15 protein-coding genes and 1 pseudogene are annotated in these 23,208 nt (G+C 65.0%); 14 read left to right on the top strand and 2 right to left on the bottom strand.

Annotated elements, in window-relative coordinates:
• Position 1: 1 nt before the first annotated feature.
• The 14 genes and pseudogenes from GTK01_RS16645 (at position 2) to GTK01_RS16575 (ending at position 18,007) form a co-directional block, all read left to right on the top strand.
• A pseudogene (locus GTK01_RS16645) lies at positions 2-3,855 on the top strand (glycoside hydrolase/phage tail family protein).
• 12 nt (positions 3,856-3,867) lie between these two features.
• Positions 3,868-4,074, top strand: a complete 207-nt coding sequence (locus GTK01_RS16635; RefSeq protein WP_252928082.1) for a hypothetical protein — start codon at positions 3,868-3,870, stop codon at positions 4,072-4,074.
• A gap of 66 nt (positions 4,075-4,140) precedes the next feature.
• Complete coding sequence (locus GTK01_RS16630; protein ID WP_252928080.1) at positions 4,141-4,437, top strand: hypothetical protein; 297 nt, start codon at positions 4,141-4,143, stop codon at positions 4,435-4,437.
• A gap of 48 nt (positions 4,438-4,485) precedes the next feature.
• Positions 4,486-5,151: a response regulator transcription factor gene (locus GTK01_RS16625; protein ID WP_252928079.1), complete on the top strand. Its 666-nt coding sequence runs from the start codon at positions 4,486-4,488 to the stop codon at positions 5,149-5,151.
• A gap of 25 nt (positions 5,152-5,176) precedes the next feature.
• The gene (locus GTK01_RS16620; RefSeq protein WP_305883896.1) at positions 5,177-6,568 is read left to right on the top strand and encodes an ATP-binding protein; all 1,392 of its coding nucleotides are present in this window, start codon (positions 5,177-5,179) and stop codon (positions 6,566-6,568) included.
• Between the two features lie 85 nt (positions 6,569-6,653).
• Positions 6,654-7,094, top strand: coding sequence for a hypothetical protein (locus GTK01_RS16615; protein ID WP_252928076.1), 441 nt, complete (start codon positions 6,654-6,656; stop codon positions 7,092-7,094).
• A gap of 68 nt (positions 7,095-7,162) precedes the next feature.
• Positions 7,163-8,236, top strand: coding sequence for a c-type cytochrome biogenesis protein CcmI (ccmI, locus tag GTK01_RS16610; protein ID WP_252928074.1), 1,074 nt, complete (start codon positions 7,163-7,165; stop codon positions 8,234-8,236).
• A 7-nt stretch (positions 8,237-8,243) separates the two neighbouring features.
• Positions 8,244-8,681: a cytochrome c maturation protein CcmE gene (gene ccmE / locus GTK01_RS16605; RefSeq protein ID WP_252928134.1), complete on the top strand. Its 438-nt coding sequence runs from the start codon at positions 8,244-8,246 to the stop codon at positions 8,679-8,681.
• A gap of 7 nt (positions 8,682-8,688) precedes the next feature.
• A complete protein-coding gene (locus tag GTK01_RS16600) occupies positions 8,689-10,683 on the top strand; it encodes a heme lyase CcmF/NrfE family subunit (protein WP_252928071.1) in 1,995 nt (664 codons plus the stop codon).
• Positions 10,680-11,138: a cytochrome c-type biogenesis protein gene (locus GTK01_RS16595; protein ID WP_252928069.1), complete on the top strand. Its 459-nt coding sequence runs from the start codon at positions 10,680-10,682 to the stop codon at positions 11,136-11,138. Before GTK01_RS16600 ends, GTK01_RS16595 begins: the two co-directional genes overlap by 4 nt.
• Before the next feature lie 121 nt (positions 11,139-11,259).
• Complete coding sequence (locus GTK01_RS16590) at positions 11,260-12,804, top strand: Do family serine endopeptidase (RefSeq protein WP_252928067.1); 1,545 nt, start codon at positions 11,260-11,262, stop codon at positions 12,802-12,804.
• A gap of 156 nt (positions 12,805-12,960) precedes the next feature.
• Positions 12,961-13,632: a response regulator transcription factor gene (locus tag GTK01_RS16585; protein ID WP_252928066.1), complete on the top strand. Its 672-nt coding sequence runs from the start codon at positions 12,961-12,963 to the stop codon at positions 13,630-13,632.
• Positions 13,632-15,062, top strand: coding sequence for a HAMP domain-containing sensor histidine kinase (locus GTK01_RS16580; protein ID WP_252928064.1), 1,431 nt, complete (start codon positions 13,632-13,634; stop codon positions 15,060-15,062). The genes GTK01_RS16585 and GTK01_RS16580 overlap by 1 nt, the downstream gene beginning before the upstream one ends.
• Positions 15,059-18,007 (top strand): bifunctional [glutamine synthetase] adenylyltransferase/[glutamine synthetase]-adenylyl-L-tyrosine phosphorylase, encoded by a 2,949-nt coding sequence (locus GTK01_RS16575; RefSeq protein ID WP_252928062.1) that lies wholly within the window; start codon positions 15,059-15,061, stop codon positions 18,005-18,007. Before GTK01_RS16580 ends, GTK01_RS16575 begins: the two co-directional genes overlap by 4 nt.
• 1 nt (position 18,008) lies before the next feature.
• On the opposite strand, the gene GTK01_RS16570 is transcribed toward GTK01_RS16575, so the two are convergent.
• Positions 18,009-20,339: a PAS domain-containing sensor histidine kinase gene (locus tag GTK01_RS16570; RefSeq protein WP_252928060.1), complete on the bottom strand. Its 2,331-nt coding sequence runs from the start codon at positions 20,337-20,339 to the stop codon at positions 18,009-18,011.
• A gap of 144 nt (positions 20,340-20,483) precedes the next feature.
• Positions 20,484-23,120 carry an aminopeptidase N gene (gene pepN / locus GTK01_RS16565; RefSeq protein ID WP_252928058.1) on the bottom strand — a complete coding sequence of 879 codons (2,637 nt, stop codon included), beginning with the start codon at positions 23,118-23,120 and terminating at the stop codon, positions 20,484-20,486.
• Positions 23,121-23,208 lie beyond the last annotated feature (88 nt).

Below are 23,208 nucleotides of genomic sequence, written 5' to 3'. Positions count from 1 at the left end.
GATGGCGACAATCGTTCTGCAGGCTGCCGGGACATTTCTCGGTGGCTATCTCGGTACGTTCGGCGCGGCGATCGGTTCCGCAGCCGGTGCGATCGGTGGCTATCTCGTCGACCGCGCGATGCTGACCGGATCGCAGCGGCTCGAAGGTCCGCGGCTTTCGGGAATGCGTCCGTTTCAAGCGGAAGAAGGCGTTCCGCTGGCGCAGGCCTTCGGAACAGCGCGGGTGCCCGGCAACCTGATCTGGGCGACACGTTTCGAGGAGGAAAGCCGGACCGAGCGCCAGGGCGGCAAGGGCGGGCCGAAGACGACGACCTACAGCTATTTCGCCAATGCCGCCTTCGCGCTTTGCGAGGGTGAGATCGCGAGCGTCAGGCGGATCTGGGCGGATGGACGCGAGATCGACCGCGAGCGCTTCGAAATTCGCGTTTATCGCGGAGGCGAAGAACAGCAGCCGGACCCGCTGATCGCGGCGAAGCAAGGCGATGCGCCAGCCTATCGCGGCGTCGCCTATGTCGTGTTCGACCGGTTTCCGTTGGCGGACTTCGGCAATCGCTTGCCGCAGTTCCAGTTCGAGGTGGTGCGTCCGATCGGGGGCTATCAGAACGACGTGCGCGCGGTGGCGCTGATCCCCGGCTCGACCGAATACGGCCTTTCGCCTGCCGAGGTGACGCGGGCCCGGCCAGGCGGCGAGACGGAGGCGGTGAACCGGCATGTGCTTCACGCCGGCAGCGACATCGAGGCCTCGCTGGACGAGCTGCAGGCGATGTTTCCGAACCTGAAGCACGTCGCACTCGTCGTCACCTGGTTCGGGGACGACCTGCGTGCCGGGACATGCCGAGTGCGCCCGGGTGTGACGCAGGGCGATCCCGACGGGTTCTCGCAAGCATGGTCCGTATCCGGCGTGCCGCGCGAGGCGGCCTATGTGGTCTCCCAAATCGGTGAAGCGGCTGCCTATGGCGGGACGCCGAGCGACCGATCCGTGATCGACGCCATTGCCGAGCTCAACCGGCGCGGACTGAAGGCAACGCTCTACCCGTTCATCATGATGGACGTGCCGGCGGGAAATGGCTTGCCGGACCCCTATGGCTGCGTCGAGCAGGCGGCCTATCCCTGGCGCGGCAGGATTACGTCGATGCCGGCGCCGGGACGATCAGGAAGCCCGGACAAAACGAACGCCGTGCAGGGTGTCGTCGCGGATTTTACGGGCGAGGTGGGTCCTGATGATGTGGTCGCGGCGGGCGAGAGCGTCGCCTGCTTGCGGCCCGACGACTGGGGCTATCGCCGGCTCGTGCTGCATTACGCGCGGCTGGCGGCGATGGCGGGCGGCGTCGATGCCTTCCTGCTCGGCTCGGAACTGCGCGGACTGACGACGCTGCGCGACGCGGCGAACGGGTTTCCGTTCGTCGACGTCCTGCGCGAACTGGCTGGCGAGGTGGCGTCGATGCTGCCGCAGGCGCGCATCAGCTACGGCGCGGACTGGTCCGAATATTTCGGGCACCACCCGGCGGACGGTTCGGGCGACGTCTTTTTCCATCTCGATCCGCTCTGGGCGCATCCGGCGATCTCAGCCGTCGGCATAGACAACTACATGCCGTTGTCGGACTGGCGGGACGGCGACGAGGCGGGCGGCAATTTCTATGGGTTCGCGTGCGCCAACGATCGGGCCGGTCTGCTTGAAAGCGTCTCGCGCGGCGAGGGCTACGACTTCTTCTACACTTCGCTTGAGCACCGCATTGCGCGGCAACGCACGCCGATCATCGACGGGGCTTACGGAAAGGACTGGGTCTTTCGCTACAAGGACATCAAATCCTGGTGGGAGAACCCGCATTTCAATCGCCTCGGTGGCGTGGAAATGGCCGAGCCGACCGCCTGGGTGCCGGGCTCGAAACCGATCTGGATGACCGAGATCGGCTGTCCGGCTATCGACAAGGGACCCAACCAGCCCAACGTATTTCCCGACCCGAAAAGTTCCGAGAACGCTGCCCCTCATTTTTCGAATGGCGAGCGCAGCGACATCGCGCAGGCGCGCTATCTCGAGGCGCAGCACGGGGCGTGGCAGCCGGATCATCCGGCCTTCGACGACGCCCGCAATCCGGCAGCGACGCTGGAAGGCGGTCGGATGGTCGATCCTGACCGTCTCTATGTCTGGGCCTGGGACGCGCGACCGTTTCCGGCGTTTCCGACACTCGGCGGCATCTGGGCCGACGGCGCGAACTGGTTCCTTGGTCACTGGATGAATGGCCGGGCGAGCGGGGTCGATGTCGGCTCGCTGATCGAGACGATCATGGTGCGGCACGGCCTGCCGCTGCCGGATGTGCGGGACGTGCACCAGACCATCGCTGGCTACGTCGTCGATGAGCCGGCGACGGCGAGGGGGGCGTTGCAGCCCCTGGTGGAGCTATTCGGCCTTGGCGTCAGCGAACGCGGCGGGACGATCACGTTTCGCAATCCCGAAATCGTGGGCGAAATCTTCGACGTCGTCGACCTCGTGGACGATGGCGGCGTGGTGGTCGAGACGACGAGCGAGGCGAATACGCAGGTCGCGAGCGAAGTGGAACTCGCCTATCGCGATCCCCTTCGTGAGTACCAAGCGGCGCAGGCGCACGCCGCCGTGTCTGGCCCTGGAGCCGACAGCCGGTCACGGCTCGGCTTCCCAGGGATGCTGGAGCAGGGGCAGGCAGCGGCGCTGGCCGCGCGCTGGCTCGACCGGCATCGGGCTGGACGCGAGACGATCAGCTTCGCGACGGCGCCTGGCGAACTTTCCGCCGGACAGGCGATGCGGCTTCCCAGCGGAGGAGCGACAAGGTCTATCGCGTCGAGACGGTCGAAGAAGGGCTGACGGCACGGGTCGTCGCGCGGCGCATCGGTCTGGGGGCGCCGAGCGCGTGGCAGCGCATCCAGCCGCCGGAGCGGCAAACGCCCGCGCTGCCAGGTCCTCCGGAGGCGATCTGGCTCGACTTGCCGACCGGGCCGGATGGCGGCGCGCCGGAAAACCAGTTTCGCATCGCGGCGACTGCGCGGCCATGGCGCAGCCATCTGCTTTTCGCCTCGACTGATACAGGTGGCTTCACGCAGCGCACGCAGATCGACCGTCCGGCGACGATGGGCAGGTTGGATGTGGCCGCACCTTCGGGCCGCAGCGGCTTGATCGACCGTGCATCGCGGCTGCGCGTGCGGCTTCATGGCGGATCTCTGCAATCGGTGACGATCGCGGACATGCTGGGCGGTGCGAACGCCTGCGCGATCGAAAGCGCAGCCGGCTGGGAGGTTCTGCAATTTGCCGCCGCGGACGAAATCGCGACGGGGCTTTGGGAACTCACGAACCTTCTGCGCGGGCAACTCGGCACCGAAGACGCGCTCGCAGCGGGTACGGATGCCGGGGCGCGGTTCGTGCTTCTCGACCGGGCGGTCGTGGCGGCGGGCTTACTGTCCAGCGAGATCGGGCGCGAGCTCAACTGGCGCTGTGCCCCGGCGGGATACGACCTTTCCGATCGCTACGCGTCGGGCGTTTCCCTGGGCGGGGGCACTCGGGCGCCAATGCCGCTCTCGCCCTGCCATCTGCGCTTCGGACGGGAGGGCGAAATGCTCGCTTTCGCGTGGACGCGCCGCGGGCGGATCGACGCCGATAGCTGGCTGTTCTCCGACATCCCGCTCGGCGAGGCCGAGGAGCGTTACCGCGTGACGCTTTTCGACGGCGACACCATCATAGCCGAAGCCGAGACGACACAGCCGCAGTGGCAGGTGGCCGCGTCTATGGTCGAGGGTCGCACCGCCGCCACGCTTCGCGTCAGCCAAGTCAGCCTGGCTGTCGGCGCCGGCGTTCCGGCGTCGCGCACATTCCATTTCAACACCTAGAAAGGAAAGCACATGGACATCGAAAAGCCCTGGTACACCTCGCGCACGATCTGGGCGTCGATCATCACGGTGGCGAGCGCAGGTGCGGCGGCCCTCGGCGTGCCAGTCGATGCTGTCGACGGCGCAGCCCTGACCGACACGGTGCTGCAGACCGTTGCAGCAATTTCCGGTCTTGTGGCTATATTCGGCCGGCTGGCCGCGACCACGCGGATCAAGTGAAGGCCCTGCAACTTCGCGCTTTGTCGTTCATTTGATGTTCAGCCGGTCTGTAATAGAACGTGACACATGAAGAACACTCGCATCCCGACCCTGGCATTGGCAGTATCGATGGCTTTCGGCGCAGTTGCGCCGGGCTGGGCGCTGCCGATGTTCTCTGCCGCTCCGGGGACACCACAGCGTGTCCAGCTTGTGCAGGGCGATTGCTATGCGATCGGCCAGCAGGTCGCGGCGCAGAATGGCGGCACGCTCGCCAAGGCGACGCCGGAAGATCGCGGCGGCCAGCAGGTATGCGTGATCGTCGTGCTGGTTCCCGCCCAGGACGGCCAGCGCCCCCGTCGTGCCGAATTCGTCGTGCCGATGTAGTCTTCGGCAGCGATTCGCCGATAGTTGGGTCAAGGGACGAAATGAACCATGCGCATTCTGGTCGTCGAGGACGATAATGAACTCAATCGCCAGGTCAGCGACGCGCTGGTCGACGCGGGTTATGTCGTCGACCGGGCGTTCGACGGTGAGGAAGGGCACTTTCTGGGCGATACAGAGCCCTACGACGCCGTCGTTCTCGACATCGGCCTGCCGCAGATGGATGGCATCTCCGTCGTCGAGCGCTGGCGCCGCGACGGCCGCAAGATGCCGGTCCTGATACTGACGGCGCGCGACCGGTGGAGCGACAAGGTGGCCGGCATCGACGCCGGCGCGGATGACTACGTCGCCAAGCCGTTTCACATCGAGGAGGTGCTGGCGCGCCTGCGCGCGCTCATCCGCAGGGCTGCCGGCCATGCCTCGTCGGAAATTTCGTGTGGCCCGCTGCGGCTCGATACCAAATCGTCCAAGGCCGATCTTGGCGGCGTGCCGCTGCGCCTGACGTCACACGAGTTCCGGCTGCTCGCCTATCTCATGCACCATATGGGCGACGTCGTTTCGCGTACCGAACTGGTAGAGCATCTCTACGATCAGGATTTCGACCGCGACTCCAATACGATCGAGGTTTTCGTCGGTCGCCTCCGCAAGAAACTGGGCGTCGACATGATCGAGACGGTGCGCGGCATGGGCTACCGCATGCGCGAGCCTGCCGCATGAGCACCGAAGGGCCATCACACCCATGATGCCAAGGCGCCTGCGGCTCGGCTCGCTGACCGTTCGCGTCATCGCGTTCTCGACGCTCTGGGCGGTTCTGACGCTCGTTATAATCGCGACGGTCATCTCCACGCTCTTTCGGCAGGCGAGCGAGCGCGGCTTCGAAAGCCTGCTTTCCGCACACCTCTTCAACCTCATCAGTACGGTTTCGGTCACGGAGGACGGCTGGCTGCAAGGCAGCCCGAATCTGGGCGACCTGCGGTTCACGATCCCGCGCTCCGGCTGGTACTGGTCGGTCGAGCCGATCTCCGAAGGGTTGCGCGGGTCGCTGCAATCCATCTCCATGGTCGAGCCAATAGAGGCTCCCACAACGGAGGAGGTGCCGTTCGACAGCGAATTCCAGCGGCGTTACGTCACGATGGGAATCGAGGACGAGTTCGTCGATGTCTATGAAAGTGAGTTCGTGCTCGACGCGGCCGAGCGCGTGGCCCGATTTCGCGTAATGGGCAACCGGTCGGATCTGGAAGCCGAGATCGCCGATTTCGAGCGGCAGCTCTACATCTATCTGGCATTGTTCGGCTTCGGCATGATCGCCATCAACGCGATTGCGATCTGGCTCGGGCTGCGGCCATTGACGCGCGTGCGTCGGGCGCTCGCTGAAATCCGGTCGGGCAGCGCGCAGCGCCTCGACGGCAGTTTTCCCGCCGAGATTGCGCCGTTGGCCGACGAAACCAACGCGCTGATCGAAAGCAACCGGCGCATCGTCGAGCGTTCACGCACGCAGGTCGGCAATCTCGCCCACTCTCTGAAGACGCCACTGGCCGTTCTTCTCAACGAAGGGGCCGCGATGGGCGGCCGGAAGGGCGAACTGATCGTCGATCAGGCGACGGCGATGCAGTCGCAGGTCGAGCACTACCTCCAGCGCGCACGCGTGGCCGCGCAACGCGACAGCGTGCTGTTCCGCACGCCCGTGGTGGCGACGCTCGAACGGCTTGTGCGCGTCCTCACCAAGCTCAATCCCCATCTCGACATCTCCCTCGATGGGCCCGACGAGGAAATTGTCTTCAGCGGCGAGAAGGAGGACTTCGAGGAACTGGTCGGCAACCTGCTCGAGAACGCCACCAAATGGGGGCGCACGGCAGTCGCGGTGACCGTGCGGCGCGATGGCGACGACGGGCGCCCCGGCTTCGTCCTGACGATCGATGATGACGGGCCGGGCATTCCGGAGGAAAAGGCGCGAGTTGCGATGAAGCGCGGACAAAGACTGGACGAAACCAAGCCAGGAACCGGGCTGGGCCTGGCGATCGTATCCGATCTCGTCAAGGAGTATGGCGGTTTGTTCGAGCTTGGCCGGTCGCAGATGGGCGGGCTGCGGGCCGTGATACGTTTGCAACGCCAGCGCGACGAACTTGCCGATTGAAGGTCGCGGCGATGACAAAGTTCGGCCAACACCCTAGCTTAAAGGGGCGTTGTCGTTGCGTCCTCGATGGGAATTTTCAGTTTAAATGATCTTCAGATTGGCAGGAATCGCAGTTGCGGGATTGCTCTTGACGGGATGCATGTCGTCGCAGACAGGCGGTGGATCGGCTTTGATCGGAGCGTTCGCGAGCCCGATGGGCAGCGCGCAGCCGATGTCGGCCGGCATAGCCGAGGCCATGGCTGGCGGCCTGATCGGACGCGGGCTCGGCCAAGACCTTGATCGCGGCGACCAGCAGCGGGCGCTGGAGGCGGAATATCGCGCGCTTGAATATACCGCATCGGGCGAGCCTGTTGCTTGGCAGGGCGGGGCACGCCTTTCCGGGCAGGTCGTCGCCGCGCCGCCCTATCGTGTCGGATCGCAGAACTGCCGGCAATATACGCACACGGTAAGGCAGAACGGCGCCGAGCGGGTCGGTCGCGGAACCGCCTGCCGCAACCCGGACGGAAGCTGGACGCCGCTCGCCTGAGGCGGGCGGTACGAATGGCCGCATCCCGGCGCAATTGGCAATCGGCCTGAGGGCCGGTAGGAACGGGCATGCTTTTCTGGATCGTTGCCGCCGCATTGACCTTCGGGGCGTGCCTCTTGCTGCTCGCGCCGCTGGCGCGTGGCAACGCGAATGCTGCCGATGCTCAGGCACACGAAATCGAGGTCTACAAGGACCAGCTTCTCGAGATTGAGCGCGACATGGCGCGCGGCTTGATCAGCGCGAGTGAGGCGGAACTTGCGCGGGCCGAGATTGGCCGCAAGATCATCCGTTTGTCCGATGCACAACAGACGGCGGGATCGACTGCGCCGTCGCGGCCGCTCGCCCGCTGGATCGGCGCGGCCGCAATCTTGTCGCTGCCGCTGGTGAGTTGGGGGCTCTATGCTGCGACCGGCTCTCCCTTTTATCCTGGGCAGCCGTTGCAGGCGCGGCTGGAGCGCGATCCCTCGCAGGCGTTCGTCGACGAACTCATCGCGCGGGCCGAGGCGCATCTGGCGGCCAATCCGAACGATGCGCGCGGCTGGGACGTGCTAGCCCCCATCTATCTGCGGCTCGGTCGCTATTCCGAAGCCGCAACGGCATTTGCGAACGCTTCGCGGCTGGACGAGCCGACCGCGGCACGTCTTGCCGGCGAGGGCGAGGCGCTGACGGCCGCAGCCAACGGACAGGTGACGGCCGACGCGCTCGCGCGCTTCGAGGCAGCGCTGGCACTTCAGCCCGATGATCTGCCCAGCCGCTATTTCGTCGCGCTCGCATCCGACCAGGCCGGCAATGGCGAAGAGGCCGGCAGGATGTGGCAGGAGATGCGCGAGGGACTGCCACAGGGCTCACCATGGCACGGCGTCATCGCCGCCGCGATGGATGGCGAAGACGCCGCAGCTTCCGGGGACGATCAGGCCGCGATGATCGAGAATATGGTGGCAAGCCTTGCCGCCCGGCTCGAAGCAAACCCGCACGATGTCGACGGATGGCAGCAACTGATCCGCTCCTACATGGTATTGGAAAGGCCACAAGATGCGCAGAGCGCGCTCGACCGTGGCCGTGCGGCCATGGGGCCGGCATCGCCTGAAGGCGGTCATCTGGCGGCCTATGGCCTGTCGCTTGGCCTGGAAGTGGAACAGTGAGATGGCAATGACGCGCAAGCAGAAGAGACTGGCGGTAATCGGCGGAGCCCTTGCTTTCCTGGCGGTGGCAACGACGCTGACGCTCTTCGCGCTTGGCCAGAAGGCGTCGTATTTCTACACGCCCGCCGACGTCGCCGAAAAGGGCGTCGCGGCAGGGGAGCGCATCCGGCTCGGCGGGCTGGTCGCGACGGGGTCGATCGCGCGGGGCGAGGGAACCGACGTCAGTTTCGCCGTGACCGACCAGATCGAGACCGTGACCGTGTCTTATGCCGGCATCCTGCCTGACCTGTTTCGTGAGGAGCAGGGTGTCATCGCGGAAGGCACGTTCGATGCCTCCGGCCGCTTCGTCGCCGACACGGTTCTCGCCCGCCATGACGAGAACTACATGCCGCGCGAGGTCGCCGACAGCATGAAGGCCCGCGGTATCTGGCAGGACGAGGAGTAGGCGCCACATGATCGTCGAGATCGGACATTTCGCACTCGTCCTCGCCTTCGCGCTGTCGCTCGTTCTGTCCGTCGCGCCTCTGGTCGGCGCGCGCATGGGCGACGCGAGGCTGATGGGTCTGGCGGAACCTGCCGCACTCTCGATCCTCGCGCTGGTCGCGCTGTCCTTCGCCGCGCTGACGGTGGCCTATGTCCAGTCGGACTTTTCCGTCGCCAATGTCTGGGAGAATTCGCATTCGGCCAAGCCGATGCTCTACAAGATCACTGGCGTCTGGGGAAACCACGAAGGCTCGATGCTGCTCTGGGTTCTTATCCTGGCGGCGTTCGCCGCGCTCGTGGCGCTGTTCGGCGGCAATTTGCCCGCGACGCTGCGCGCCAACGTCCTTGCCGTTCAGGGCATGATCGCGGCCGCGTTCCTTCTCTTCGTGCTGGCGAGCTCCAATCCGTTCGAGCGCATCAATCCGCCGCCGATCGAAGGCCAGGACCTGAACCCGATTCTTCAGGACATCGGCCTCGCCATCCATCCGCCGCTTCTCTATCTCGGATATGTCGGCTTCTCTATCTGCTTTTCCTTCGCTGTCGCCGCCCTCATCGAAGGGCGCATCGACGCGGCCTGGGCGCGCTGGGTGAGGCCGTGGACCCTCGCGGCATGGGCGGCGCTGACCGGCGGCATCGCCATGGGTTCCTATTGGGCCTATTACGAGCTTGGCTGGGGCGGCTACTGGTTCTGGGACCCGGTGGAGAACGCATCCTTCTTGCCCTGGCTTTCGGGCACTGCGCTGCTCCATTCGGCCATCGTGATGGAAAAGCGCTCGGCGCTGAAGATCTGGACTGTGCTGCTTGCCATCCTGACCTTCTCTCTCTCGCTTCTCGGCACCTTCCTTGTGCGCTCTGGCGTCCTGACCTCCGTCCACGCCTTTGCGACCGACCCGACGCGCGGCATCTTCATCCTGATGATCCTGATCGCCTTCATAGGCGGATCGCTGGCCCTGTTCGCGCTGCGCGCTTCGTCGCTGACGGCGGGCGGCGTCTTCCATCCGATCTCGCGGGAAGGGGGACTGGTCCTGAACAATCTCTTCCTGACGACGGCGGCGGCGACGGTGCTCGTCGGCACGCTGTGGCCGCTTATCGTTGAATCCGTCTCGGGCGAGAAGATTTCGGTCGGTGCGCCGTTCTTCAACATGACGTTCGGCCCCTTGATCCTGCCGCTGCTGCTGGCCGTGCCGTTTGGGCCGCTTCTTGCCTGGAAACGGGGCGATCTCTACGCGGCCAGCCAGCGGCTTTTCGTTGCGTTCGGTCTGTCCCTGGCGATCGCGCTTGCCACCTTCTTCATCGTTGATCGCGTCAGCGTACTCGCCGCCTTGGGCATAGCCGTGGCGTTCTGGCTGGTGTTCGGTGCGTTGACTGACCTGGCGCTCAAGGCCGGCATCGGCAAGGTGTCGCCTTCGGTGGCCTTGCGCCGGTTCATCGGGCTGCCGCGGTCCGTCTTCGGCACGTCACTTGCGCATGCCGGGCTCGGCCTGACGACGCTCGGCATCGTCGCGGTAAGCGCGCTCGAGGTCGAGCGCATGGCCGTCATGCACCCAGGCGACGCGATGGAGGTGGCGGGATACGAATTGCGTTTCGACGGCATGTTCCCGTTCGAGGGCCCGAACTTTACCGAGGAGCAGGGCCGCTTCACCTATTTGGACCGGTCGGGCCGCGAGCGCGGCGAGATCGTCTCGTCCAAGCGCTTCTATCCGGCCCGCCAGATGCCGACCACCGAGGCCGGCATCGCCTCGCGCGGTTTCAGCCAGCTTTATGTCGCGCTCGGCGACCGCGCGCCGGACGGCGGCATCGTCGTCCGTGCGTGGTGGAAGCCGCAGGTCCTGTTCATCTGGATCGGTTGCGTCGTGATGATGTTGGGCGGGGCGATATCGCTCCTCGACCGGCGGCTGCGCGTCGGCGCGCCCGCCGCGCGGCGCGCAAGGCCCGCCCGGCCCTTCGTGGAGCCTGCAGAATGATCGTCCGCTGGCTCGTCGTCATCTGGCTGGCGCTCGGCGTGGCGGGCGCCCATGCGGTGCTGGCACCGAATGAGATGCTTGACGATCCGGCGCTGGAGGCGCGGGCGCGCGCGCTTTCGGCCGAATTGCGCTGCATGGTCTGCCAGAACCAGTCGATCGACGATTCCGACGCCGAGCTTGCGCGTGACCTGCGCGTGCTGGTCCGGGAGCGCATCGCCGCCGGTGACAGCGACGACGAGGTGATGAACTATGTCGTCTCGCGCTATGGGGAGTTCGTGCTGCTGCGTCCGGCCTTCACGATGCGCAATGCGCTGTTGTGGGGAATGCCGGTGATCCTGCTCGTGGTGGGGGGCGCATTCCTGATCCTCTCGGCGCGACGGCGCAGGACGGCCGCGGCCGGCCTCAGCGACGAGGAAGCCCGCAAGCTCGACGCCATTTTGGGCCGTTCGGACTGATCTTCGTTCGACATTACGAAAGTTTCATGCCGGGGAAATGGCGCCGTAATGTCGCCGGGCCTATCTCTTCGTCCATCAGGTGCAGTCGCGCACCCGTGTTTGTTCCGCGAGGATTTTCATGATGGACGCCAATCATTCTTCTCCAATCAAGACCCGCAAGCGCCGCCTGTTCGCCACGGCGGCATCGCTCGCGATTGCGGGCGCCATCGGATTCGGCGCAGTGACTACCGGCACGCTGCCGGTCAATGCCGAGGCCGTGCGCGTCGAGACGACGCAGCAGAATCCCGGCTTTGCCGATGTCGTTGAGCGCGTTTCGCCTGCGGTCGTATCCGTACGTGTCGATTCCGAAGTCGCACCCGTTTCGGACCGCGGTCAGGGCGGCCGCCTGCCGTTCAGCGCGCCCGGCTTCGACGATCTTCCGCAGGATCACCCGCTCAACCGCTTCTTCCGTGAGTTCCGCGGTCCGGACGGCCAGTCCGAGGGGCGTCGCGGCGGACCGCGCGAGCGCCAGCAGGCACGTCCGACCTCGCAGGGTTCGGGCTTCTTCATCTCCGAGGACGGCTATGTCGTCACGAACAACCACGTGGTGCGTGACGGTTCGGCGTTCACGGTCGTTCTCGACGACGGCTCCGAGCTCAAGGCAGAGCTTGTCGGCACCGATCCGCGAACCGATCTCGCGGTTCTGAAGGTCGATGACGAACGCAAATTCACCTATGTCGCCTTTGCCGACGACAGCAACATTCGCGTCGGCGAGTGGGTCGTGGCGGTCGGCAATCCGTTCGGCCTCGGCGGCTCGGTTACCGCCGGCATCGTCTCGGCGCGCGGCCGCGACATCGGTGCCGGCCCCTATGACGACTTCCTGCAGATCGACGCGGCCGTCAATCGTGGCAATTCCGGCGGTCCCGCCTTCAACCTGAACGGCGAAGTGGTCGGCATCAATACGGCGATCTTCTCGCCCTCGGGCGGCAATGTGGGCATCGCCTTCGCCATCCCGTCCTCCACGGCCGAGGGCGTGGTCACAAGCCTGATCGAGAATGGCGGCGTCGTTCGCGGTTGGCTCGGCGTGCAGATCCAGCCGGTCACCGAGGACATTGCCGAATCGCTGGGCCTTGAAAAAGCCCGTGGTGCCCTGGTCAGTGAGGCGCAGGCCGATGGTCCGGCACTTGAGGCAGGCATCGCAGCCGGCGACGTCGTGACGGGCGTCAACGGTCAGGAGGTTGAATCGCCCCGTGAACTGGCGCGGCTGATCGCCAACCTGACGCCGGGCCAGAACGTCCAGGTTGACGTCTGGCGCAATGGCGAGACCCAGCAGATCGACGTCGAACTCGGCACGCTGCCCGGCGATGACCAGATCGCCTCGGCCTCGCCTTCTCAGAGCTCGCCTTCGGCGGACGTCGCGCTTGCCGATTTCGGCCTGACGGTTGTGCCGGCCGAAGACGGGAACGGCCTGCTGGTGACCGATGTCGACCCCGACAGCGCTGCCGCCGAGCGCGGCATCCAGGCTGGCGACGTCATCGCCTCGGTCAACTCGCAGCCGGTCAAGTCGTCGGACGACATCTCCAAGGCTGTGTCGTCCGCCGAGGAGGCAGGCCGCAGCGCCGTGCTGCTGCAGCTCAGCCGCGACAACGCCAATCGCTTCGTCGCGCTGCCGATCTCGCAGGGCTGATTTCGAAGGTCCAGGCCGTCGCGCGGCTTCAGATGCTCCGAGACCGCGATGGCTGGACGTTGGGCCGGTTGACGTCCACAACTAGCAGCCGGTTCCGGCGACGGCGGGTCCCCATCACCCGCCGTCGTTTTCATATCTGACATTGGGTGCGTGCCGATGAAGCTGCTGGTTATCGAAGACGATCGCGAAGCCGCCGAATATCTCGAAAAGGCGTTCAACGAGGCTGGCCATCTCGCGCATATCGCGGCCGATGGCGAGACCGGCTACACGCTGGCGAGCTCTGGCGACTATGATGTGCTCGTCGTCGACCGCATGCTGCCCCGTCGCGACGGGCTCTCCGTCGTCGCGGGCCTGCGCGCGCGCGGCAATGACACGCCCGTTCTGATCCTCTCCGCGCTCGGAGAGGTCGATGACCGCGTCACTGGCCTGCGTGCCGGCGGCGACGATTACTTGACCAAGCCTTATGCCTTCTCCGAACTCCTCGCGCGCGTCGAGGTACTGAAGAAGCGAGGCGGCTCGAAGGATGTCGAGACTGTTTACCGCGTCGGCGATCTGGAGCTTGACCGCCTGTCCCATTCGGTCAAGCGGGCCGGCAAGGAGATCACGCTTCAGCCACGCGAATTTCGCCTGCTCGAATATCTGATGCGCCACGCGGGGCAGGTCGTGACGCGCACCATGCTGCTCGAAAATGTCTGGGACTATCATTTCGACCCCCAGACCAACGTCATCGACGTTCATATCTCGCGGCTCCGCTCGAAAATCGAGAAGGAGTTCGACGCACCGGTCCTGCATACGGTGCGGGGTGCCGGCTACATGCTGAAGGCGTGATGCTGAGCTCTGTTTCCACGCTGATGAAGACGACGGCAGCGCGGCTATCAGCGCTGTACCTGCTGCTGTTTGCAATCTGCGCGGTGGGGCTCGTCTTCTACATGGGCTCGCTGACGATGCGCATGCTGACCGGCCAGATCCAGGATACGGTCTCGGAAGAGGTGCTGAGCCTTGGACGCGCCTACCAGCGCGGCGGGTTGACCACGCTCGTGCGCGTGGTGGAAAGCAGGTCGCGCCAGCCGGGCGCATATCTCTACATCATCGCCGATCCGACAGGCCGCATCCTCAGTGGCAACGTCCAAAGCCTGGAGCCGCGGGTGCTCAGTACGGAAGGCTGGACCGAGCGGCCGTTTTCCTATGAACGGTACGGCGAGGCCGATACACGCACGGGAGACGTCCCGGCCGCCCGCGAAGGGCCGCATACTGCGATGGCGGTCGTGATGCGCCTTCCCAATCAGATGATCCTGCTCGTCGGCCGCGATCTCGGCGAGCCGGAGCGTTTCGGGAACGTGATCCGCCGGGCCCTCATCGTCGCCTTCGGCATGATGGGTCTCGGTGCGCTCGTCATCTGGTTCCTCGTCGGCCGGCGGGCGCTGAAGCGCATCGACAACATCTCGGACGCCAGCCGGCGCATCATGGGCGGCGACCTTGCCGGGCGCCTGCCGGTGACCGGCGCGGGGGACGAGTTCGACCGCCTGTCGCAAAACCTGAACGAGATGCTGGCGCGGATAGGTGCGCTGAACGAGGGCCTGAAGCAGGTTTCCGACAACATCGCGCATGACTTGAAAACACCGCTCACCCGGCTGCGCAACCGCGCCGAAGCGGCGCTGGGCGGCGGCAACGACCCGCAGCACCGCGCAGCGCTCGAGGCAACGATCGCCGAATCCGACCAACTCATCCGCACGTTCAACGCGATCTTGATGATAAGCCGTCTGGAATCTGGCTACTCCGCCGAGCATACGGCGCCGATCGACCTTGCGGCGATCGTTTCGGACGTCGTCGAGCTTTACGAACCGGCGGCGGAGGAAGTCGGCGTCGCTCTTTCGGCGGATGCGCCCCGTGAACTGTCGATCACCGGCAATCGCGAACTCATTGGTCAGTCGCTGTCGAATATCGTCGACAACGCGATCAAGTACTCCGCCGGGTCCGGCCCGGTGCCCACAGTGCGCGTGACGGCGGAACGCAGGGGCGGCGAGATCGTCGTTTCCGTTTGCGACAATGGTCCGGGCATTCCGAAGGAAGAACACGCCCGGGCGACGGAGCGCTTCGTGCGCCTCGAGCAGAGCCGCTCGCAGCCGGGCTCGGGGCTCGGGCTGAGCCTTGCCAAGGCCGTCATGACCTTTCACGGCGGACGGCTTGAATTATCGGACGAAAACCCTGGATTATGCGTCTCCATGATCTTCCCGGCAGGCGATTCCCCAGTTCCATGACAAAAAGTGACGCAAACGGCCCGACAACACTGCAAACATTCGGGCGCGCGTCGCTGACACCGCTCCGACCCGACAACGCTTCCGAACTCGTCAACGACTTCATCGAAACGGCGCGGCGCGACGAATACGCGGCGCTTGCCGATGCGATCCAGGCCGACAAAGGCCTCTCGGCATTTCTCGGCGCGGCGTTCGACCTTTCGCCCTTCCTGCGCGACGCGGCCCGGCGGCGGCCCGGCATCCTCGAAGCCCTGATCTCGACGCCTCTTGACGAGCGGTGGGCGGCGATCCTGGCTGAGTTGGGCGCGGCCGCTTCCGCAGCCGAAAGCGAGACCGGGCTGATGAAGTCGCTGCGCCTTCTGAAGAGCGAGGCGCATGCCTTGCTGGCGCTGGCCGAGCTCGCCGGCATCCACGGCGCGGAAAAAACGGTGCGCTGCCTCAGCGAACTTGCCGATGCCTGCATCGGCGCCGCAATCGACTTCCTGCTGGTCGAGACGCATGACCGTGGCGCGATCAGGCTGCCGGATCGTACGAAACCGGGCGAGGGGTCCGGCCTCGTGGTGCTCGGCATGGGCAAGCTCGGCGCGCACGAACTCAACTTCTCGTCCGACATCGACCTGATCCTTTTCGTCGACGTGGAGGCCGAGGCGATCCTCGATCCGCTCGATGCGACGGACCTATTCTCGCGCCTCGCGCGCCGCCTGGTGCGCATCCTGCAGGACCGTACCGAGCACGGCTATGTTTTCCGCACCGATCTGCGGCTGCGGCCCGATCCGGGATCGACGCCACTGGCAATCCCCACTGAGGCGGCGCTGAACTACTATGAGAGCCGTGGCCAGAACTGGGAGCGCGCAGCGATGATCAAGGCGCGGCCGCTTGCCGGCGATTTGGTCGCGGGCAAGGCATTCCTCGCCGAACTGACCCCTTACATCTGGCGCAAATACATGGACTTCGCTGCCATCGCCGACGTCCATTCGATCAAGCGCCAGATCCATGCGCACAAGGGGCACGGCGAGATCGCCGTCAAGGGCCACAACGTCAAGCTGGGACGCGGAGGTATTCGCGAGATCGAGTTCTTCGTTCAGACCCAGCAATTGATCGCGGGAGGACGGTTTCAGGAACTGCGCGGACGCCAGACGGTGGCGATGCTGGCTGTCCTTGCGGAACGCGGCTGGATAAGCGAAGAGGCGCGCGACGCGCTCGCCAAACAATATTGGTTCCTGCGCGATGTCGAGCACGCCATCCAGATGGTCGCCGATGAGCAGAACCATGTGCTGCCCGAAGACGACGAGGGACTGCGGCGCATCGCGCTGATGCTCGGCTTTGCCGACGAGAATACGTTTTCCGAGGCGTTCCGGGCTTCGCTGCAACTGGTCGAGAAGCACTATGCGGCGCTGTTCGAGACCGCGCCGCAATTGTCGCGCGGGGTCGGCAACCTCGTCTTCACCGGCGATGTCGACGACCCGGACACGCTGCAAACGCTCTCCGAGCTCGGATTCGAACGGCCAAGCGACATCGCGCGGCTGATCCGCACGTGGCATTTCGGCCGCTACCGCGCGACGCAGTCGGCCGAGGCGCGCGAACGCCTGACGGAGCTGACACCGGCCCTTCTGGAAGCCTTCGGCCAGACCAAGCGAGCGGGCGAGGCAATTCTGCGCTTCGACGAGTTCCTGAAGGGGCTGCCGGCCGGCATCCAGCTCTTCTCGCTCTTCCAGTCTAATCCGTCGCTTCTGAAACTTCTGGCGACGATCATGGGCGCCGCGCCGCGACTGGCGCAGATCATCACGCGCCGCCCGCACGTCTTCGACGGGCTGCTCGACCCCGGCCTCCTTTCCGAATTGCCCAACAAGGCCTATCTCGCCGAGCGGCTCGATGGCTTTCTGACGGGCGTCGAACTGCATGAGGAACTGCTCGACCGGCTCCGCATCTTCGCCGCAGAGCAGAAGTTCCTGATCGGCATCCGGCTTCTGTCCGGCGCCATCGACCATCGTCGCGCCGGCAAGGCGTTTTCCGACCTGGCGGACCTGACGATCGCGTGCGCGTTGGACGCGGTTCAGGCGGAGTTCGCTATCCGTCACGGCACAGTTCCAGGCGGTAAGGTCTGCATCGTCGGCATGGGCAAGCTCGGCAGCCGCGAACTGACGGCAGGCTCTGACGTTGACCTCATCCTGCTTTACGATCACGACGCCGACGCCGAAGAATCCGATGGCGAAAAGCCGCTCGCGCCGGCGCATTACTTCACCCGACTCACCCAGCGCCTGATCGCCGCGGTCTCCGCCCCAACCGCCGAAGGCGTACTCTACGAACTCGATTTGCGCCTGCGCCCCTCCGGCAACAAGGGGCCGGTCGCGACCCATATCGACGCCTTTGCCAGATATCAGCGCGAGGAGGCGTGGACATGGGAGCACATGGCGCTGACGCGCGCCCGCGCCGTCGCAGGCGACGAGGCGTTGATCGCAGCCGCGAGTGCCATTGTCGCTGACGTGCTGGCGACGAGAAGAGATGCCGCCAAGGTGCGGGCGGATGCGAGCGAGATGCGCAAGTTGATCGCCAGCGAGAAGCCGCCGCGCGACCTGTGGGACGTGAAGCTTGTCGATGGCGGCCTGATCGACCTCGAATTCATCGCGCAGGTCGCGACGCTGACAGGCCGCGTCGAAGGCGAGGAGCATACGGCCTCGACGATCGAAACCTTGCAGCGCCTTTCGCCAGATTTCTGCGAGCCGACAGCGCGCGACGAACTGGTCGCCGCGCACGAGCTTTATTCGGCCCTGACACAGATGCTGCGGCTTTGCCTGACTGGCCCGTTCGAGCCGGACGACGTGCCGCCGGGCCTCGCTGACCTTTTGCTGCGCACCACCGACCTGCCGGACCTTAAGGTGCTGGAAGCGCACCTGAAGGACACGGCGAATACGGTGGCCGGATCTTTCAGGAAACTGGTCGGGAAGTAGGTCAGGCCGCCTGCTTCACCGTCACCTGCTCGCGGGCGGGGATGCGGACCGAGACGATCGTGCCGACGCCCTCGTTCGAACGGATCTTCAGCGCGCCTCCGTGGAGTTCGGCCAAAGAACGGGAAATTGCAAGACCGAGGCCCGAGCCGGTGTGGTTCTTGGAGAACTGGTTCTGCACCTGCTCAAACGGGCGGCCGAGCTTTTTCAGCGCATCCTTCGGAATGCCGCAGCCGGTATCCTCGATGCTGATGACGACCGAATTGCCGATCTTGCGGGCACGCATGGAAATCTTGCCCCCTTCGCCGGTGAACTTCACGGCGTTGGACAACAGGTTCAGCATGATCTGCTTGACGGCACGGCGATCGGCGAAGAGCTCCATCGTGTTGGAGATCTTCGTCTCGACATTGATCTGCTTCTTGGCCGCCTGCAGCGCGACGACGCGGATCGCCTCGTCGATGAGCGGGTTGAGCTCGATGCCCTCGCGGTCGATCGAGAACTGGCCGGCCTCGATTTTCGACATGTCGAGAATGTCATTGATGACGCCGAGGAGATAGGTGCCCGATCCGTGGATGTCGCGGATGTATTCCTCGTATTTGTCAGAGCCAAGCGGGCCGAAGAGACGCGACGACATGAGCTCGGAGAAGCCGATGATGGCGTTGAGCGGCGTGCGCAGTTCGTGCGACATGTTCGCGAGGAACTCGGACTTGGCGCGGTTGGCCGCCTCGGCGCGTTCCGTTTCCTTCATGTATTCTCGGTTGAGCTCGACGAGCTCGCGCGTGCGCTCGCCCTCGGCCTTGCGGGCCAGCGACAGGTCGTGGATCGTCGCCATCAGGCGGCGCTCGGAATCGACCAGCTTCTCCTGGTTCTGCTTGATCGGGGTGATGTCGGTGCCAACCGAGACTGTGCCGCCGTCGCGCGTGCGCAGCTCGTTGACCTGCAGCCAGCGCCCGTCGGCAAGCTGGCGCTCATAGGTCGCGCCGCCAGCCAGGCCGCTGGAGTTGGCAAGCTTGCGCTCATGGGCGAAGGCGGTCATCCGCTTGGCGATCGTCTCGCGGCTGGTGCCGGGGAAGACGTCGGCGTCCGACAGTCCGTGATCTTTCTGGAACTTCGAGTTGCACATGATGAGATGCTGGTTGGCATCCCACAGAACGAAGGATTCGTTGATGTTCTCGATGGCGGTGCGCAGCCGAAGGTCGGCCGTCTCGGAGCGCTGGGCCAGATGGCGCTGCTCGGTGATGTCGACGGCGATGCCCACGAGGTGGATGTCGGCGGCGTCGGGATCGTTGACCTGCGCCTTCGCCCGGATCCAGACCCAGCCGCCACTGGCGTGGCGCATGCGGAAGATCTCGTCGAACTGGTCGGTCTCGCCTTCGGCAACGCGTTGCGCGATCGCCATCAGGTCACCGTCTTCGGGATGGATGATTTCGGAGATCGAGCCGAAGGAGAGCATGCCCTCACAGGGCTCGTAGCCCAGCATCTCGTACATCGAGCGCGACCAGTGCATGCGCCCGCGATCAAGATCCCAGTCCCAGATGCCGCAGCGCCCGCGCGTCAGCGCCATGTCGTTGCGCATCTTGGCCTCGTCATAAATGCGATCGGCAGCCTCGGCGCGCGCGGCTTGCGTGAAATAGGCGTAGAGAACGACGAGCAGTACGCCTGCGGTCAGCACGAAGAGCGTGACATTGAGCGCCAACGCCTTGCGCCACTCCTCCAGCACCCTGTCACGCGAGATCAGCGTGAAGGCGGCGCCCGTGCGCCCTTCGAGGAGCTCGGCCGCCGCGAACCAGCTTTCACCGGACACCGTGATCTCCTGCACGCCGGCGCGCTGACCGAACATGAAGAGCGGCTGGCCGCCGACGATGAGGTTTTCCAGCGACTGACCGACGAGTTGCTGCTGGCCCGTCGTCGCCACGACCCGGAAATCGGCGTCGGTGACGACCAGCACCTGCGCGTCTGCAATAACGGAATGGCGCGTCGTATCGCGCAACACGGCTTCCGAGATCAGTCGGTCGGGCGCGGCGTCGCCATGGCTGGTTCGCATGGCGTGGTAGACCTGGCTTGCGGTGAGACCGAGAAGGCCCTTGGACGTCGCCTCGAGGTCTTCCTTCCAGGCAAAGAGCGACAGCGAGCGCATAGCCGCGATGAGAAGCAGGAAGCAGATGACGAGCGTCGGGATCGAACGGCGCAGATAGGGCTCGGCGGCCAGAAGCCGCTTATAGGCCGGCGCGGCAATGAAGCGCGCATGACCCGCAAGGTGAACCTTCTTCTGGCGCGGCCTGCGCCAGGTAAAAAGTTGCCCTGCGGCCGCGCCCCACGCGTCCGTTAGTGCCATCGATGGCTCCCCGAATTTTCAACCTTGCGAATCGATCCGGCAACGCCGCACTTCCGAATCGTCTGTAAGGAATCAGAGCCGATTCGCGCTGTCCAGAGCGTGCGGCCAAATCTTGATAAATTATTGACGAGTTGATGGCGCTCGTTAGGCGAGTGTGCGGTCGACGATGTCCTTCAAATCCGTGGACAGACCGGGAACGGCGGCAATGCGCACCAGTTCCTTGCGGGCCAGTTCCTGCCGGCTCGGCTCCAGAGAACGCCAGGAGCGGAACGCGGTGGCAAGCCGCGCCGCAACCTGCGGATTGCGCTTTTCAACCTCGATGATGCGGTCTGCGAAATAGCGGTAGCCGGCTCCGTCGGCGCGATGAAACCCGGTCTGGTTCGAACTGGCAAAAGTGCCGATCAGCGAGCGCACGCGGTTCGGATTGCCGATCGAAAACGCGCGGTGGCGTGTGAGCGCTTCGACGCGGGAAAGAGCGGCATCGCCCGGAATGGTCGCCTGGACCTGGAACCACTTGTCCAGGACGAGCGGATTGTCGCCGTAGCGCCTCTCGAAATCAGCAAGCGCCGACACGGTTTCCTCTGCCATCGGGAAGCGGCGGGCGAGGACGGCGAGCGCGGCTGCGCGTTCCGTCATGTTGGTCGCATTGCGGTACTGGCCGGCCGCGAGACCGGGAACGCCTTGCGCAGCCGAGGCGTAGTCGAGAAGGACGTTGCGCAGGGCGCGCCGGCCGGCACTGGCAGCGTCCGGCAAGAATGAATCGCTATCTTCGAGTTCGCGGTAAAGTACTTCGAATGATTCACGATTTGCCGCTGCGATCGTGTCGACCAGAGTATCGCGCGCCGCCCGAATGCCGTCCGGATCGATGTTCGAGCCGATCTCGCGCGCAACGTCCGCTTCGCTCGGGGGCGTCAGCGCGAGGGCGCGATAGGCTGGCTCGAGCGCGTCGTCGACGGCGATGGCGCCCAGCACTTCGGCCAGCCGCCCGGCCATGTTGCTTTGCAGGGCAGGGGCCTTGCTCGTTTCGATCAGGTGATCGGACAGGAGCCCGTTCAGCGCCTGCCAGCGTGCCACCAGGTCGCTGTCGTGCCGGGAAAGGAACAGGCGATCGTCGATGGTCTGTTCGCTCGCCAGCGTGATCGGCGCCGAGAAACCGCGGTTGAGCGAAAGGGCGGGGCGCTCGGAAAGCCCTGTGAAGCGGATCGCCTGCCTTCGCTTCTTCAGTTGTATGACGCCGTCCGCAAAGCTCGACGTCTCGCTCGACGCGGCCTCCAGGTCACGGCCATCCTTGCCGACCAGACCGATGGCGAGGGGAATGTGCATGACACGCTTGCGACTTTCCAACGGCGTCGGCGGGACCGACTGCTCGATATCAAGCGTCAGCTCGCCGCGCGCCTCGTCATAGGTGCTGGAGACGCTGACATGCGGTGTGCCGGCCTGATGGTACCAGAGCGCGAACTGCGAGAGGTCGCGACCCGAGACGTCTTCGAACACCTTGAGGAAATCCTCGATGGTCGCTGCGTCACCGTCATGGCGCTCGAAATAGAGGTCCATGCCGCGCCGGAAGGTCTCCGCCCCGAGGATGGTGCGGATCATCCGCACGACTTCCGAGCCTTTCTCGTAGACCGTCGCCGTGTAGAAGTTGTTGATCTCGCGGTAACGGCGCGGGCGCACCGGATGGGCGAGCGGCCCCTGGTCCTCGGGGAATTGCAGCGATTTCAGCGTCCGCACCTCGGCAATGCGCTTCACAGCCCGCGAACGCATGTCGGCGGAGAATTCGTGGTCGCGAAAGACGGTGAGCCCTTCCTTGAGGCAGAGCTGGAACCAGTCGCGGCAAGTGATTCTGTTGCCAGTCCAATTGTGGAAGTACTCATGCGCGATGATCGCCTCGATATTGGCGAAGTCGGCGTCGGTCGCGCTCTCCTCGTCGGCGAGTACGTATTTGTCGTTGAAGATGTTGAGGCCCTTGTTCTCCATCGCGCCCATGTTGAAATCGGACACGGCGACGATGTTGAAGACGTCGAGATCGTATTCGAGGCCGAACACCTCTTCGTCCCACACCATCGAGCGCTTGAGCGCGTCCATCGCGTAGGTTGCGCGCGCCTCCTTGCCCTTCTCGACATAGATGCCGAGCTGGACAATGCTGCCCGAACGGGTGGTGAAGCTGTCCGTGATCCGGCCAAGATCGCCGGCGACAAGCGCGAAGAGATAAGATGGCTTGAGATGCGGATCGTGCCAAACGGCATAGTGCCAGCCATCCGCCATATCGCCGCTTTCGACCGGATTGCCGTTGGAAAGCAGGATCGGCGCGGATGCCTTAGGTGCCTCGATGCGTACCGTGTAGACCGACATGACGTCCGGCCGGTCGAGGAAATAGGTGATGCGGCGAAAGCCTTCCGCCTCGCACTGAGTGCAGTAGACGCCGTTCGAAAGGTAAAGCCCCATCAGCGCCGAATTGGCTTCCGGAGCGAGCTCGGTCTCGATGACAAGCGAGAATCGTTCCCTCGGCAGACGGGGGATCGTGAGACGGTCCGGCGTTGCCTCGAAGGCGTCCGGGGACAGTTGCGCGCCATCCACCGTCACCGATAGGAGCTTCAGCCCGTCCCCGTCGAGAACGAGCGGCGCGTCGAGCGCGGCGTCTTCGCGCCGCTCGAAGTCCAGCTTCGCGGTCACGCGCGTGTGGGCAGGGTCGAGCCGGAAGACGAGGTTGGTCGCGTGGATGGCGTAGTCGGTCGGCCGATAGTCCTCGAGACGGTAGACCTTGCCGGTGTCGATCGTCATGGCATTCCCCTAGATATGCGGAAACGGTCTGCCGCACTCCGCGAGAATTGATCTGCTGGCCGGTCTTTACACGATGCTGGCCCTCGAC

It is taken from the genome of Aliihoeflea sp. 40Bstr573 (assembly GCF_024105655.1).
Classification (GTDB): Bacteria; Pseudomonadota; Alphaproteobacteria; order Rhizobiales; family Rhizobiaceae; genus Aliihoeflea.
This window is presented reverse-complemented; position numbering and strand designations above follow the sequence as displayed.